The 14,279-nt window shown below is 65.2% G+C and carries 10 protein-coding genes; 5 read left to right on the top strand and 5 right to left on the bottom strand.

Annotated elements, in window-relative coordinates:
* Window positions 1-150 precede the first annotated feature (150 nt).
* Both ACLJEU_RS00180 and ACLJEU_RS00175 read left to right on the top strand, forming a co-directional pair.
* The gene (locus ACLJEU_RS00180) at window positions 151-3,126 is read left to right on the top strand and encodes a DUF1553 domain-containing protein (RefSeq protein ID WP_414662484.1); all 2,976 of its coding nucleotides are present in this window, start codon (window positions 151-153) and stop codon (window positions 3,124-3,126) included.
* Window positions 3,127-3,310: 184 nt separating this feature from the next.
* Window positions 3,311-4,813 carry a DUF1501 domain-containing protein gene (locus ACLJEU_RS00175; protein WP_414662483.1) on the top strand — a complete coding sequence of 501 codons (1,503 nt, stop codon included), beginning with the start codon at window positions 3,311-3,313 and terminating at the stop codon, window positions 4,811-4,813.
* A gap of 353 nt (window positions 4,814-5,166) precedes the next feature.
* Here ACLJEU_RS00175 and ACLJEU_RS00170 read toward each other — a convergent pair whose 3' ends face one another.
* The 4 genes from ACLJEU_RS00170 to ACLJEU_RS00155 form a co-directional block, all read right to left on the bottom strand.
* Window positions 5,167-6,615: a hypothetical protein gene (locus tag ACLJEU_RS00170; RefSeq protein WP_414662482.1), complete on the bottom strand. Its 1,449-nt coding sequence runs from the start codon at window positions 6,613-6,615 to the stop codon at window positions 5,167-5,169.
* 129 nt (window positions 6,616-6,744) lie between these two features.
* The gene (locus ACLJEU_RS00165; RefSeq protein WP_414662481.1) at window positions 6,745-8,049 is read right to left on the bottom strand and encodes an enolase C-terminal domain-like protein; all 1,305 of its coding nucleotides are present in this window, start codon (window positions 8,047-8,049) and stop codon (window positions 6,745-6,747) included.
* 184 nt (window positions 8,050-8,233) lie between these two features.
* Window positions 8,234-9,241, bottom strand: a complete 1,008-nt coding sequence (locus ACLJEU_RS00160) for a sugar phosphate isomerase/epimerase family protein (RefSeq protein ID WP_414662480.1) — start codon at window positions 9,239-9,241, stop codon at window positions 8,234-8,236.
* A gap of 61 nt (window positions 9,242-9,302) precedes the next feature.
* Complete coding sequence (locus ACLJEU_RS00155) at window positions 9,303-9,755, bottom strand: hypothetical protein (RefSeq protein ID WP_414662479.1); 453 nt, start codon at window positions 9,753-9,755, stop codon at window positions 9,303-9,305.
* 205 nt (window positions 9,756-9,960) lie between these two features.
* Here ACLJEU_RS00155 and ACLJEU_RS00150 point away from each other — a divergent pair, with 205 nt between their 5' ends.
* From ACLJEU_RS00150 to ACLJEU_RS00140, 3 genes are all read left to right on the top strand, one after another.
* Window positions 9,961-11,163 (top strand): acyltransferase family protein, encoded by a 1,203-nt coding sequence (locus tag ACLJEU_RS00150; protein WP_414662478.1) that lies wholly within the window; start codon window positions 9,961-9,963, stop codon window positions 11,161-11,163.
* 382 nt (window positions 11,164-11,545) lie between these two features.
* The gene (locus ACLJEU_RS00145) at window positions 11,546-11,803 is read left to right on the top strand and encodes a hypothetical protein (RefSeq protein WP_414662477.1); all 258 of its coding nucleotides are present in this window, start codon (window positions 11,546-11,548) and stop codon (window positions 11,801-11,803) included.
* A complete protein-coding gene (locus ACLJEU_RS00140) occupies window positions 11,734-12,300 on the top strand; it encodes a hypothetical protein (RefSeq protein ID WP_414662476.1) in 567 nt (188 codons plus the stop codon). The genes ACLJEU_RS00145 and ACLJEU_RS00140 overlap by 70 nt, the downstream gene beginning before the upstream one ends.
* A 320-nt stretch (window positions 12,301-12,620) precedes the next feature.
* Here ACLJEU_RS00140 and ACLJEU_RS00135 read toward each other — a convergent pair whose 3' ends face one another.
* Window positions 12,621-14,264, bottom strand: a complete 1,644-nt coding sequence (locus tag ACLJEU_RS00135) for a Do family serine endopeptidase (RefSeq protein WP_414662475.1) — start codon at window positions 14,262-14,264, stop codon at window positions 12,621-12,623.
* Window positions 14,265-14,279 lie beyond the last annotated feature (15 nt).

The raw sequence follows: 14,279 nt of genomic DNA, 5'->3' as shown, positions 1-14,279 counted from the left end.
AATTCCGCGCCACTCAGGGCGGCCGGAGCGAAGTGTTTTCCTGCGCCGTCCATCCACGTCCAACGACGCGGAGACTTCGAGTCCGAATTGGAGCGGAGTGAACCGGCGGTGCAGCTTGATGACCGTACCGGTCTGTGCCTCATTCAGCCGATGCGGTTGCCCGCCCTCCCCCTGCTGTTGCTGACGGTGCCGGCCTTCGCGGCGACGCCAGACTTCGTGCGCGACGTCCGGCCGATCCTTGAGGCGCATTGCTTCAAGTGCCACGGCCCGGACAAGCAGAAGAGCGGGTACCGGCTCGACGTAAAACCCATCGCCCTCACCGGCGGCGAAGGCAGCGCGCCCAACATCCTGCCGGGCCAGGGCGCGACGAGCCCGTTGGTGAAATTCATCGCGGGCGAGGTCGAGGACATGAAGATGCCGCCCGACGGCGAGCCGCTCAGCCCGGCCGAGATCGCGACGGTCAAATCCTGGATCGACGCCGGCGCCGCGTGGCCCGACTCCGCCAGCGCCGCCGTCCGCGATCCGCTCGACTGGTGGTCGCTCAAACCGATGGTCGCAACGCCTCCGCCCGCAGGCGCGCCGCATCCGATCGATGCGTTCATCCGCGCCACCCTTGCCACCAAGGGCCTGACGCCGTCACCCGCCGCCGACGCTCGCACGCTGGGTCGCCGACTGTATTTCGATCTCACCGGCCTTCCGCCCACGCCCGAGGAGTTGGAAGCCTTCGCCACCGACCCCGCGCCCGACGCCTACGATCGTCTCGTGGAAAAACTCCTCGCGTCACCGCGCTACGGCGAACGCTGGGCCCGGCACTGGCTCGACGTCGTCCACTACGGCGACACGCACGGCTACGACAAGGACAAGCTCCGCGCGAACGCCTGGCCGTATCGCGACTATGTGATTCGCGCGCTCAACGCCGACAAGCCCTACGCGCGCTTCGTGCAGGAGCAGGTCGCGGGTGACGTGTTGTTTCCCGACACCATCGATGGCGTCGAGGCGCTCGGCTTCATCTCGGCCGGCCCGTGGGATTTCATCGGTCACGCCGAGGTCCCGGAGTCCAAGATCGACGGCAAAATCGCGCGCCACCTCGACCGCGACGACATGGTCGCGAACACGCTCGGCACGTTTTCCAGCCTCACGGTTCACTGCGCCCAGTGTCACAACCACAAATTTGATCCGATCCCGCAGGAAGATTACTACCGGCTGCAGGCGGTGTTCTCCGCGCTCGATCGGACGGACCGCGAGTACTACCGCGACGCCACCCTCAACGCCCGCTTCCAGCGTGTCCGGCGCGAGCAGCGCGAAACGCAGGCGGCCCTCGCCGCGCTCGAAGCCCCGTTGCGCGCGCAAGCCGGCGCCGCGTTGACCGCACTCCAGCACCGCCTCGAACTGCCCCCGCAAAACGATCCGGCGAATCCGGAGAAACCCAGTCCGAGTCGCGGCTATCACAGCGCGCTGTCGCCGACCGCCGACGTGGAAAAATGGGTGCAGGTCGATCTCGGTGAATCGGTCGAGATCGAACGCGTCACCCTCCTGCCGAGCCACGACAACTTCAACGGCATCGGCGCCGGCTTCGGTTTTCCCGTGCGTTTCAAGGTGGAGGCGAGCGATGACCCGACCTTCCAGAGCGGCGTGAGCCTGCTGTGGCAGAAATTCGATCTCACGTTCATGGCCGATTTCCGGAATCCGGGCCTAACCCCTTTCACGACGGGGGGCGGCAAGGGCGATGGGATCATCGGCCGTTATGTGCGCGTGACGGTCGTGAAACTCGCGCCGCGCAAGGACGACTACATGTTCGCACTCGCCGAACTGCGCGTCACCGATCGCACGGGCAAGAACGTCGCACTCGGGCGGCCCGTGACCGCGCTCGATTCCATCGAAGCCGGACCGCGCTGGGCCAAGGCCAACCTCACCGACGGCGTCGCTCCGTCCGCGCTCGCCGCCGAGGAAAAACGCGCGCTCGAACGCGAGCTTGAGGCGTTGTTGCAAAGTGTGGCGGACGAACCCACCCGCCTGCGCCGCGCCGCCCTGATGGAGGCGTCCGCGCGCATCGCCGCAGAACTCAAGACGCTGCCCAAACCCGACCTGGTTTACGCCGGCGGCATTCACACGGGAACGAGCTCGTTCAAGGGCACGGGCGACACCGGCGGACAGCCGCGACCGATCTTCCTGCTCGCCCGCGGCCAGGTCACGCAGCCGGGCCGGCCCGTAGAGCCCGGGGCGTTGTCCGCGCTCACGTTTGCACCGGCACGCTTCGCGCTCCCAGCCGACGCGCCCGAAGGCGAACGTCGGGCCGCCCTCGCCCGCTGGCTCACGGATCCGGCGAACCCGCTCACATGGCGGAGCATCGTGAACCGGGTCTGGCAGTATCACTTCGGTCGTGGACTTGTGGATACGGCGAACGATTTCGGACACAACGGCAGCCTGCCCAGTCATCCCGCGCTGCTCGACTGGCTCGCGGCGGATTTTCGCGACAGCGGCGGATCGCTCAAGGCGCTGCACCGGCGGATCGTATCCAGCGAAACGTACCGGCAGGCGTCCGCCGGCAATGCCGCTGCCGAGGCGGTCGATTCCGGCAACACCCTGCTCTGGCGGCAAAACCGGCGGCGGCTCGAGGCCGAGGCGCTGCGCGACGCCATCCTCAGCACGAGCGGCAAACTCGATCTCACAATGGGTGGCCCGGGCTGGCAGGATTTCGTGATCGAGCGGCCGGAGCACTCGCCGCATTTCCGCTACGATCTTGCCGATCCGGACAACCCCAAGACCTGGCGCCGCTCGATCTATCGCTTCATCGTGCGCTCGCAGACGCAGCCGTGGATGACGTCGATGGACTGCGCCGATCCGTCGATGCGCGTCGACAAGCGCAACGAAAGCCTCTCGCCCCTGCAGGCCCTGGCGCTGCTCAACAACGGCTTCGTCGTCACGCAGGCGCAGCATCTCGCCGCGCGCGTCCGAAACGAGCGACCCGACCTGCCCGCGCAAATCGAACGCGCCCATGCGCTCGCCCTCGGCCGCGTTCCCAACGCCGCGGAGCGCGCGAAACTGATCGCGTTTGCCGAAGCCGAGGGCCTGCCCGCGCTCTGCCGCCTGCTGCTCAACCTGAACGAATTCACGTTCGTCGACTGAACCAAGAAACACCGTTGAACCACTAATTTTCTCTGATGACCACTGATGCAAACCGTGCGGTGCCAGGGAGGCCGCCCAGCCGATGCGTGAACGGGAAGTTCCATCCCATCGACCTGGATCTGATTCATCAGTGGTTATCAGTGCTCATCAGTGGTTACTTCTTCCGGTCATTTTAATCTGAACCATGCGCAACGATTCGCCCTTTCATCGTCCGCTGGCGTCACGCCCGATCTCCCGTCGCGATTTCCTCTGGCAGTCCGGCGGCGGGCTCGGCGGCCTCGCGCTCGCCGCGATGCTCGGGAACGATCGCGCGCTCGCGGCCGACACCCCGGGAGCAAACTCGCAGCCGCTGCATCATCCGGCGAAGGCGAAGCGCGTTGTCCAGTTCTTCATGGCCGGCGCCGCGAGCCACATCGATCTCTTCGACTTCAAGCCCGAGCTGATCAAGCGCCACGGCCAGCCGAGCGATTTCGGCGAGCCGGTGGAGGCGTTCCAAAACGGACTCGGGCCTTGGCTGCGTCCGCTCTGGGATTTCAAACCGTACGGCCGTTCCGGCAAATTGCTCAGCGACGTGGTCGCGCCGCTTGGCGACGTCGTCGACGATCTGGCTTTCGTGCACAACATGGTGGGCAAGTCCGGCGTGCACAGCGCGGCCACGCTGCTGCAGTCGACCGGATTTCAGCTGCCGGGATTTCCCGGCGCGGGCTGCTGGGTAAGCTACGGGCTCGGTTCGATGAACGACAACCTGCCGACGTTCGTGGTGCTGCCCGACCACCGCGGCTTCGCGTCGAACGGCGTGAAGAACTGGGATGCGTCGTTTCTCCCGTCGCAGCACAGCGGCACGATCATTTTTCCGGGCACGGACACCCCGATCGCCGATCTCTTTCCGCATCCAGCCGGCAAGTACATCACGCCGCAGGGCGAGGCCGCGGCGCACCGCCTGATGGCCGACCTCAATCGGCAGCATGCCGGCGGGCGCGAGGGTGATCAGCGGCTCGACGCCCGCATCCGGAGTTACGAACTCGCAGCGCGCATGCAGCTGGCCGCGCCCGAGGCGTTGAATCTCAAGGCCGAGCCGGAACACGTGCATAAACTTTACGGCCTCGACCGCGGCCCGCAGACGTGGCCGAAGGAAATCACCGCCGACGAGGAGGCGTTTCACTTTTCGCAGAAATGCCTCGCGGCGCGGCGGCTGCTCGAACGCGGCGTGCGCTTCGTGCAGATCTGGAGCGGCAACGACAACAGCTTCCCGCGTCGCAACTGGGACTCGCACGAGGACGTGAAACGCGACCACGGCCCGCTCGCGCTCGGCATGGCGCGCGGCGCGGCGGCCTTCATCAAGGATCTCAAGCAGCGCGGCTTGCTCGAGGACACGCTGATCCTGTGGACGACGGAGTTCGGCCGCATGCCCTCATCGCAGGGCGGCAAGGGTCGCGACCACAATCCGTACGTCTTCACGAACTGGCTCTGCGGCGGCGGGATCAAGGGCGGCACGACGCACGGCGAGAGCGACGTCTGGGGCTACAAGCCGCTCGACCGCACCAACCCGACGACGGTCTACGACATCCACGCCACGATTCTCCACCAACTCGGGCTCGACCACACGCGGCTGACGTTCCGGCACAACGGCATCGATCGCCGGCTGACCGATGTGCACGGGCACGTGATCAAGCCGTTGATCGCTTAAGTGGCCGGCTCTTAACAAGCGCCTTTTGCCTTTCCCGCCTGGCCGTGGCTACGAGCGCCAGCGAGTGGATGGACCGCCACTCGCTGGCGCTCGTAGCCACGACGATCACTAGCCATGGCGGTTGGCATCAGCGTAGCCACGCTGTGATCGCCACCTGAGCCGGACTCATGCAGGTGAAGGTTGAAAGGTGAAAGTTGAAAGAACCGGAAGCAGACCCAAGCACCGTCGATTGGGCTCGAATTCAGTCACGCACCCGTCGGTGGAAACCTGCCCGCGCTCCAAGATCATTGGCTGCTGCTGGTGATTGGGGGCTTTCAACCTTCAACTTTCACCTTTCAACTGATGGCTTCACCTCAGCCGAGGCTCTCGCGTGGGACGCCTGACAGGTCGAGATCACCCGGAACGCCGAACGGCGCGGCGTTGATGGTGCCCATTGCAATCCGGCCCTCGCGAATATCGAGCCGTGGCCAGCCGGCGCGCTTCCCCCGAGCGTCAGGCAACGCGGGCACATACGGGACATACAAATCAGGGTGGAGCCGCAGCGCGTGCTCCTGGAAGGCCGCGGGAAACTGCGCGAGCCCGGCGAAATAGTGATGGCCGTTGCGCTCGACGCTCGTGACGCCGAGCACTGCCTGCGCCGCGAGATCCTGCGTGACCGAGATGGGACCGACGTTGCCGAGATCCTCGCCGCTCAGCACCGCGGGCAAACCCGACGCTCGGCGTTGCGCGAGCAGGCCGGCGTTGATGACACTCTTGAAGACGCCCTTGCAGTTCTTGTGGCTCGTACCCGCGTAGCCGAGTTCGAGCGCGGTCGGCAGGCTCGAGAGTTCGGCGTCGCTTTCGTCGATGATGATCGGCGGGCGCTTCGGCCAGGTGCGCACGAGATCGCCGATGGCCGGCGACAGCGCAACGCGGCGGTGCCACGGTTGCTCGACGTACATCAATCGCGGCCAGAGCGGACGCAGCGCGGCCACGCCGACGAGCGCGCCGTAGTAATCCGCAAACGAAGCGACGTCGTGAAAACTCTCGTTGCCGTCGAGCGAACATTGGTAGTCGTCGCCGCAGGCGTCACCGAGCACGCGCACCATGCGCTCGAGCCGATCGCGATCCCGCGCCGCCTCGCCGTTGATTTTGATTTTGAAATGCCGCAGGCCGTAAAAGCGAATGACCTCTTCGAGCGTCTGCGGCAGGCCGTCCTCGACGCGTTCGCCGGCGGCGAGATCACCCGCGGTGATCGGATCGGACAGCCCCACCGTGTGGCGCGCAAAGATCGCGGCGGGGGGCGCCGCAGGCAGAAAGTCCCGCGGGCGCTGGCCGGCGAGCTTGGGCTGCAGCCCGGCGAAATCGATCTCCGGGAGATTTTCTCGAAACGCGGTCGCCAGATTCACCCGATGCCGGCGACACAACGCGTGCAGCAAGGCCCGCTCGACAAATGAAGTGCCGAAATTCGAGAGCAGCGGCGGCAGGTTTTCCGCGGCGGCCCACGCGGCTTGGGCGGAGTAGAGTTCGCGCCAGAACGCGAAGGGCGTGGCGGCGCGAATCGCCTGCGCGTGTACGATCGCGCGCCGAATCACGCGGAGCATCTCGTCGATTTCATCACCGAGTGCACGCGTCGGATCTTTGGTGAACCACTTCGGCGGCAGCAGATCGGCCGCGATGCCTGTCTCGGCGTGGCCGTTGAAATCGAACGTCAGCCGCGCGATCAGCTGCGGCACATCGGTCATCGTGGCGATGCCGTAGCGAAACGGCATGCGCGCGCGCAGCTCGAGGCGGAAGAGTTCGGCGGAGAGAAGGCGGATCATGATGGCGCGGGAACGGCGGCGACCGAAAGTGGGACTGGCACTGGGATCGGCACTGGGACCGCGACCGCCCTCGGTCGCTCTGAACCGATTGCGACCGGGGGCGGTCGCGGTCCCGGGAGGGAAATCATGTCAGGTCCCGAGCGGGCGGAACATCGCCTCGTAGTGCGGCGACTCGGCGAAGATGCCGCCGCTGCGATCGTAGAAGTCCGCGCCGAGCTCGAACACGCCGCGCGTGGTGCGGGCCCACGGCGCGTCAGGAGCCGAATGGTAGCTGCGCATCGTTTCCCAGTTCCGGTAATTCTGGTGGCCGTTGGTCTCGACGAGCCCGAGCCCGAGGCCGGGAAACGGCGCGAGGCGGGCGGCGACGTTCTTGTTCCACTCGACGAGCAGCGGACTGACGGTGAGGTCGGCGCAGAAGCAGGGCACGCCGTGCTCGTGCGCGAGCTGCGCGATCTTGAGCGACATGCTGAACGTCTTCGCGATCGGTTTCAACGCGATGGCCTTGTAGCCCATTTGAATCCGCTTGAGCGCGTCCTTGTCGGTGTGCGCGCTTTCGTCCGCCGCGATGCGGGCCGGGATGTCGCTGATGTCGATTTCCATCTCCTCGGGAAACGGCTCCTCGATGAGCGCAATCTGATCGAACGCTCCGATGGCGCGCGCGTGATCGAGCAGGCGCAGCAGGGCGTCCTTGCTTTCGTAGCGGCCGTTGGCGTCGAAGTAATAAGGCAGCTTGCCGCTCGCCGTGTAGGGCGTGCGCGCGTGGCCGATGGCGGCGTGAATCGCGCTGATCCGCGCCTTGTCCTTCTCGAGCATCTCGGCCTGCGTCCCGGGCTGGCCGATTTTGATCTTCATGAAGAAGTAACCCTGATCGACGGCCGCCTTGAGTTCGTCGATCGGCACGGCGTAGGCCATCAGCGGGATGCTCGCAATTTTCTCGTGGCGCGTCGCGAGCGCCGGGCGATAGGCGGCGGGGATCAGGTCGTCGAAGCGCGTGATGCCATTTTCCGCGGCGTACAGCAGCCACGCGGCGAAATCGACGCCGACGAGGGCGTTGAGCGCGAAGGTTTCGCGCAGGCCGGCGTGGCCGGTGATTTTCTTGCCGTACGCGTGGACGTCGTGCCGGATCGAATCGAGCAGCTCGATCGGGTTCGTGAAACTCCGGCCCTTGAGCTGTTGCACGGCCCACTCGGTCATCGCGTACATCAGCGCGTTGCCGCCGCTCTCGGAGTGGCCGGCGAAGACGTGGGCGTCGCTCCAGAGCACGCCCTGCGTGCAGAGTCCGATCCCGTGCCGGCCGCTGGTGCTCTCGAGCCGCGCGGCGCTCTGCCAGATTTCAGACTGATAACCGCCCTTGAAACCGAACGGCCGCACGAGCGGCTCGCGTTCGAAGTTGGCGCTGACGTTGGCGAGGGTGATCGATTGGGGTGACGACATGCGGACTGAGGATTTTAAGCGGGAGATAAACCAAAACGAATCGGAGGCTGCCCGCGAATCACACGAATGACACGAAAGTCCGGCCTTGAAAATTTTGCCGAACGCAGGACCGCGAACGTCCATTCCTGCAGACTACGAGAGGGCTTTCTTTTCGTGTCATTCGCGTGATTCGCGGGCCAAAAGCTCAGCCCAGGTTGTGCTTGGCCATGTAGCCTTTGAGCGCGGTCAGGTCTTTCTTCATCAGGCCGGGGAATTTCTCGCGCTTCTCGGCTTCGGTCATGTTCGGCGTGCGTTCGAACGGAGGATACTCGAGGTGCACCGACATCGGTCCGCCGATGTTCAGCTCGCGGACGAGTTTGAAGTACGCATCGAAGGGCACGATACCTTCGCCGATCGGGACGTTTTCAATCACGGCCTTGCCGGGCGACTGCTCCCATTTGAAATCCTTCATATCGGTGCACTTGATCCAAGGCGCGAGAAGCTTGAGCGCGACGGGCCACGACTGGCCGCCTTCGACGACGGCGTGGCGGATGTCGTACTGGACGCCGAGGGCGCGGGGATCGATGTCGCGCAGCAGCAGGTGCAGATCCCAGATCGCGCTACCGATGCGGGTGCCCGCGTGATTCTGGAGCGCGCCGTGAATCCCGAGGCTCGCGTTGAGCGCGGCGAGTTCCTGCATCGCCGGCTTCAGTTTCTCGATGCTGCCGGACACGCCGAGCTTGGCGTCGTAATTGAAGTTGCCGAGGCGGTAGAATTTCACGCCGTGCTTCGCGGCGGTGCGCAGCAGGGTCTCCGTGTTTTTCTCCCGCGCACTCGTGATCTCGGTCGTGATCATCTCGACCTTCAGGCCGGCGGCATGGGCGGCGTCGATCGCGCGGGGCAAATCCTCCTGCACGCGATCCGGGAGGACGTGACCCTGCGCCACGCGCACGGTGTAATCGATGCCACCGTAGCCGGCCGCGGCGATCGTCTTCGCGGTTTCCGCGTGCGACATCCAATGCAGGGGCTTGGAGAACACGTGCACCACGGACGGTGCGCGCGGGCCGGCGGCGGCGGGAGCTGCGGCCTTGGGCTCGGCGGCGCCGGCCTCAGGGGTGAGGCGCGCCAGCGGGACGGCGGCACCGGCGAGAGCAACTTGGGAGAGGAAACGTCGACGCGACGATGCGGCGGGGGAAGCGGGGTGCGGGTTCATGAGGGGAAAAGAGGGAGGCATGCGTTCAGGAAAAGCAACGGCCGGAGAGAGCGCGGGCGGGTCAGCCCTTGCCACCGCGAAGGAGGAAGAGGTGCTCGACGCCGTTCGCCTCGAACTCGCGCCAGTAGCTGTCCTCGATCGCGGAGAGACGTTCGTCCTCTTCGTCGGTCAACTCAGGCGTCAGCTTGGTCGGCCCCAACTCGGCGCGCAGATCGCGTTCGCTCAGGCGCGCGACCAGCTCGTTCCAGAACGCGTCCTCGACGCCCTGGGCGAGGTGCTTCTCCACCGGTCCGGTGGTGAGTTTCTCGTTGGGGAAGAACTGGCCGTTCACGTCGGCCTCGACCAGATCGGCGCAACCGAACGGCTCGGCGAGGCTGAACGCCTTCTGCGCAATCGCGGCGTAGCGCTCCGGCATCGTGGCGGGGTCCTCGTGACGCGAGCCGGCGACCCACAACCCGAGATGCACCAGCTCCAGCAGGCGCGCGTACTCCTTGGCGTTGAACGAAACCTTCATGCTCAAGACAGGACGCGTTCGGCACCGGCGTGCAAGGGCGGAGTGGCGGGTGACACGCCGCAGGCGACGGATCGCCGGCAGGCATGGCCGGCGTTGACCCGCGAAGGGAAGCCGTCAGCGTCGGGCCGCCCCGCTCCACACCCTTGGTGAGATGAATGCTTCTGCTTCCGCTGTTCCTGCGTCGTCCTCAGTTCGCCCTGCCCCCGTGCCCGCGAAGCCGGCGCGACTGGTGTCGCTCGACGCCCTGCGCGGCTTCGACATGTTCTGGATCCTCGGCGGCGACGCGGCGATGCGCGCGCTCGGCAAGATCATGCCGGTGGTGCCGGTGACGACCGTTGCGGGACAGTTCGAGCACAAGGCGTGGGAGGGGTTTGCGTTCTACGATCTGATTTTCCCGCTCTTCGTTTTCATTGTCGGCGTGTCGTCGGTGTTCTCGCTCACGCGGCTGGTGGAACAGCACGGTCGCGCGACGGCGGTGAAGCGCGTGTTGCTGCGCACGGCGTTGATTTTCGGCCTCGGGATTATCTATAGCGGCGGCTTCACGCAGCCGTGGCCGGGGTTGCGTTTGCTCGGGGTGCTGCAACGCATCGCGCTCGCGTACGGCGCGACTGGATTACTGCTCTGCTTCTTCAAGCCGCGGGCGCTGGCGGGGATCACGGCGGCGATTCTGGTGAGTTACTGGGCGCTGCTGACGTTTGTGCCGGTGCGGGACTTCCAGCTCGATAAGGCCGCGATCACCGCGAAGCTCGGCACGGACAAGGCGACGCGCGCGCAAGTCGAGCAGGCTTTTGAGGCCACGACGGCGCGGGTGACGGGGCATTTCGAACCTGGGTTCAACCTCACCAACCACCTGGATTTTCAGTATCTGCCGGGGCGGCTGTACGACACGTATTACGATCCGGAAGGCTTGCTCAGCACGATTCCGGCGGTGGCGACGTGTTTGCTCGGCGTGTTTGCGGGCCTGTTGCTGCGGCGCACGGATCGGACGGACGCGCAGAAACTCGCGTGGCTCGTGGGTGGCGGGTTGGCGGCGATTGCGGTCGGCTGGATCTGGGGGCTGCAGTTTCCGGTGATCAAGAAACTGTGGACGTCCTCGTATGTCCTCGTGGCGGGCGGATGGAGTCTGCTGCTGCTGGCGTTGTTCTATTACATCGTCGATGTGCGCCAGGCGCGCAGCTGGTGTCGGCCGTTCATCTGGGTCGGACTGAACCCGATCACGTTGTACCTGATATCGGGCATGGTCGGCTACCGGACCGTGGCGAACCGGTTTGTGGGCGGCGATGTGAAGGCGTTTTTCGACCGCTTGGGCACGGGCGGCGGCGATCTGCTGGCGGCCCTCGCCGCGATCGGCGTGATGCTGGCGCTGGCGTGGTTCTTGAACAAGCGGCAGATTTATCTCAGGGCGTGAGGCAGCTGAGAGCTGAGAGCTGAGAGCTGAGAGCTGAGAGCTGAGAGCTGAGAGCTGAGAGCTGAGAGCTGAGAGCTGAGAGCTGAGAGCTGAGAGCTGAGACGCGCGCGCGCGAGGCGCTCGCCGACACCTTGAGGAGCGTTAGTTGTCCAGAAACATAGTGCACTTTCCGCCTTCGTTGCTTTTTCCCGGGCTTTCGCGGGAATCGTGACGTCCCCTCGAGAGTTTCCCTTCCCCGTCCTGCCAGGCGCCTCGCCCCCTTGCTCCTCACCTGTGTCCTGCTCCCGTCGTCGTCAGCATCGCCGGCGAGAAATTCCTGATCGATGTCCGGCCCACGTACGCCGGCCGGACGTGGGACGGCGTGTCCATCGAGGGCATGCTGATGAACTCCCGCATGGTGCAGGGAATTTTCGACGACCAGAATCCCGCGACGCGCACGCGCCGGACGTTTCCCGATGGCAAGCCCTGGGATCCCGATCGCAACACCAGTGAGTTCATCGCCGCCATACCGGAGTGGCGCCGGCACGGATTGAACGCCTTCACCCTCAATCTCCAGGGCGGAAGTCCGGAGTGTTACTCGAAGAATCAACCGTCGATCAGACGCTCGACTGGCTCTTCGCCCGCGGCGATCGCCACGTGATCATCGAAATCAACAACGAGGCCAACGTCCGCTATGATCACGCCCTCCTGAAACCGGATCGCATGCACGAACTCATCGTCCGCGTGCACGATCGCCAGCAGGCCGGCCGGCGCTTCCTTGTCCTCACCAGCTACGGCGGCAGCCGCATCCCGGATGACAGCGTCGTGCGGGTCTCGGACTTCATCCTGATTCACGGCAACGGCGTCACCGACCCGGCCCGGATCACCGAGATGGTCAACCAGACCCGCGCCCCGCCCGCGTGGCGGCCGACGCCGATCGTCTTCAACGAGGACGATCACTTCAACTTCGACCAGCCCGTGAACAACTTCACCGCCGCCGTGCGCGCCGGCACCTCCTGGCGGTTCTTCGACTACCGCATGAAGGGCGAAGGCCACGCCGACGGCTACCAGAGCGTGCCAGTCGACTGGGGCATCCACTCACCGCGGAAAAAAGCCTTCTTCGCCAAGCTCCGCGAGATCACCGGCGGGTTGGAGTGAGTGCCCCCTCATCCCAATGAACCCAGACTCTTGTATCGAACCCAAAGTCCGCAGTTGGAATTGAACCACAAAGACACAGAGGCCACGGAGAGAACCGTTGGTGGGAATTACGTTTGGCCAACTGAACTCACCGTCAGGGTTAACTCATTCTTCATCTGTTTCCTTGTTCTCCCCTCTGTGCCCTCTGTGTCTCCGTGGTTCAACTGCGGTTCTTAGGTTTAACCGCATCTGCCCCAGATGACGCGGATCAGACAACTATCCGCGCCAACCGGGCTTACTCGTTCGTTGCGCCGTGGGTGGCAGGAGCATTCCGCTCTGCACTACTTCGACTCGTCAATCGCGAGGAAGCGGCTGCGGCCGTCGCGCCAAACCAACACGAGGACGCGCGGGCCCTTGATTTCCTCGCTCAACTTCACCGCGGACGCCGCGTCGAAGACGGGCTTCTTGTCGAGCTCGAGGATCACGTCGCCTTCACGCAGGCCCTGTTTGCCCGACGGGCTGTCGGGATCCACGCTCGTGATCAGCGCGCCCTTCATCCGGGCAGGGAGCTGCAGTTGATCGCGCATCTGGGCGGTGATGTCGCCGACGCCCACGCCGTTCAGGACACCGACGTCCTTGGTCGCAGCTTCACTGTCCTCCTTCGCGAGGATCTCGTCGTTGCGCCGCGCGAGCTTCGCTTTCGCCGTCTCGGTCTTACCGTCACGCAGAAACTCGAGCGAAACGTCGGTGCCCGGCGCGACCTGGCTGATGGTGAGTAGCAGGTGGCGCGCATCGCGAATCTCGGTCGCGTTGACCTTGATGATCACGTCGCCGGCCTTGAGCCCGGCCCGGGACGCCGGGCTGTCCTCCGTCACCTGGCTGATCAGCGCCCCCTTGTCGGCGCCAAACTGCGCCGTGAGGTCTTCCGTCAAATCCTGCGGCGCCACGCCGAGGAAGCCGCGCTCGACGCGGCCGGTGTTCACGATCTGCTCCGCCACGGAACGCACGAGATTGATCGGAATCGCAAAACCCACGCCGGCAAAACCGCCGCTACGGCTCAGGATCGCGGTGTTGATGCCCACCACGCGGCCGTCGGTGTCGAGCAGCGCGCCGCCGGAATTGCCCGGGTTGATCGCGGCGTCCGTCTGAATGAAATCCTCGAGCGGCCCGATGCCGACGCCGCGGCTCAATGCGCTTACGATGCCGCGGCTGACCGATTGACCGACGCCAAAGGGATTGCCGATGGCGAGCACGACATCACCGACCTGCAATTGATCGCTGTCGCCAAACGTGGCGGGCGAAAGGTTGGTGGCGTCGATTTTCAGCACCGCGAGATCGGTCAGCGCATCGCGGCCGACGACCTTGGCGACATAGCGTTTGTTCGATTCGCCGATGGAAACGCGCACCTCGTCGGCATCCTCGACTACGTGATTGTTGGTCAACACGTAGCCGTCGGCGGTGATGACCACGCCGGAACCGAGGCCCTGTTGGGTCTGGTCGGGCGTGCGATTGCGGGAGCCACCGCGCGGGACCGTCGGGGTGCTCTTCCGATTGTTCCGGTTCTCGTTGCGGCCGCGGGGCGTCTCGGCCTCGTCGTCGGTGGGCGGCGTGACGCCGGGCAGATCAAAGAAACGGCGGAGGCGCGGATCGTTGAAGAACTGCGACATGTCCTGCCCGCGCACGGTCTTGGAGGAGTAAACGTAGACCACGCTCGAGGCCGTGCGCTTCACAATCGGCGCGTAACTGATCCGGTCGGAGGCGTCGCGGTTGATCGGCTTGCGATCGACACTGAGTTGGAGCGGCGCGCGCTTTTCGTCGGCGGGCGCGGTTTTCTCGGCGGTTTCAGCCTTGGCGGCCTTGTTCGCCTTGCCGGGCTTGGCCGGTTTCACCTCGGCGGCATAGAGGGTGAGGCTGGCGGTGCCAGCGCAGGTCAGCGCGAAAATCAGGGCGAGCAGAAGCGGCGAAGGAGAGGTTTTCGATTTCATGACTGGGACGAAAGA

Source organism: Terrisphaera buseokensis, assembly GCF_047521145.2.
Taxonomy (GTDB): domain Bacteria; phylum Verrucomicrobiota; class Verrucomicrobiia; order Opitutales; family Opitutaceae; genus ER46.
Note: the sequence above shows the minus strand (reverse complement) of the source record. Positions and strands in the feature narration are given on the sequence as shown.

Coding starts and splice junctions, on each gene's coding strand:
- ACLJEU_RS00180 (WP_414662484.1), top strand. CDS start 151: ATGCGGTTGCCCGCCCTCCCCCTGCTGTTGCTGACGGTGCCGGCCTTC.
- ACLJEU_RS00175 (WP_414662483.1), top strand. CDS start 3,311: ATGCGCAACGATTCGCCCTTTCATCGTCCGCTGGCGTCACGCCCGATC.
- ACLJEU_RS00170 (WP_414662482.1), bottom strand. CDS start 6,615: ATGATCCGCCTTCTCTCCGCCGAACTCTTCCGCCTCGAGCTGCGCGCG.
- ACLJEU_RS00165 (WP_414662481.1), bottom strand. CDS start 8,049: ATGTCGTCACCCCAATCGATCACCCTCGCCAACGTCAGCGCCAACTTC.
- ACLJEU_RS00160 (WP_414662480.1), bottom strand. CDS start 9,241: ATGAACCCGCACCCCGCTTCCCCCGCCGCATCGTCGCGTCGACGTTTC.
- ACLJEU_RS00155 (WP_414662479.1), bottom strand. CDS start 9,755: ATGAAGGTTTCGTTCAACGCCAAGGAGTACGCGCGCCTGCTGGAGCTG.
- ACLJEU_RS00145 (WP_414662477.1), top strand. CDS start 11,546: ATGAACTCCCGCATGGTGCAGGGAATTTTCGACGACCAGAATCCCGCG.
- ACLJEU_RS00135 (WP_414662475.1), bottom strand. CDS start 14,264: ATGAAATCGAAAACCTCTCCTTCGCCGCTTCTGCTCGCCCTGATTTTC.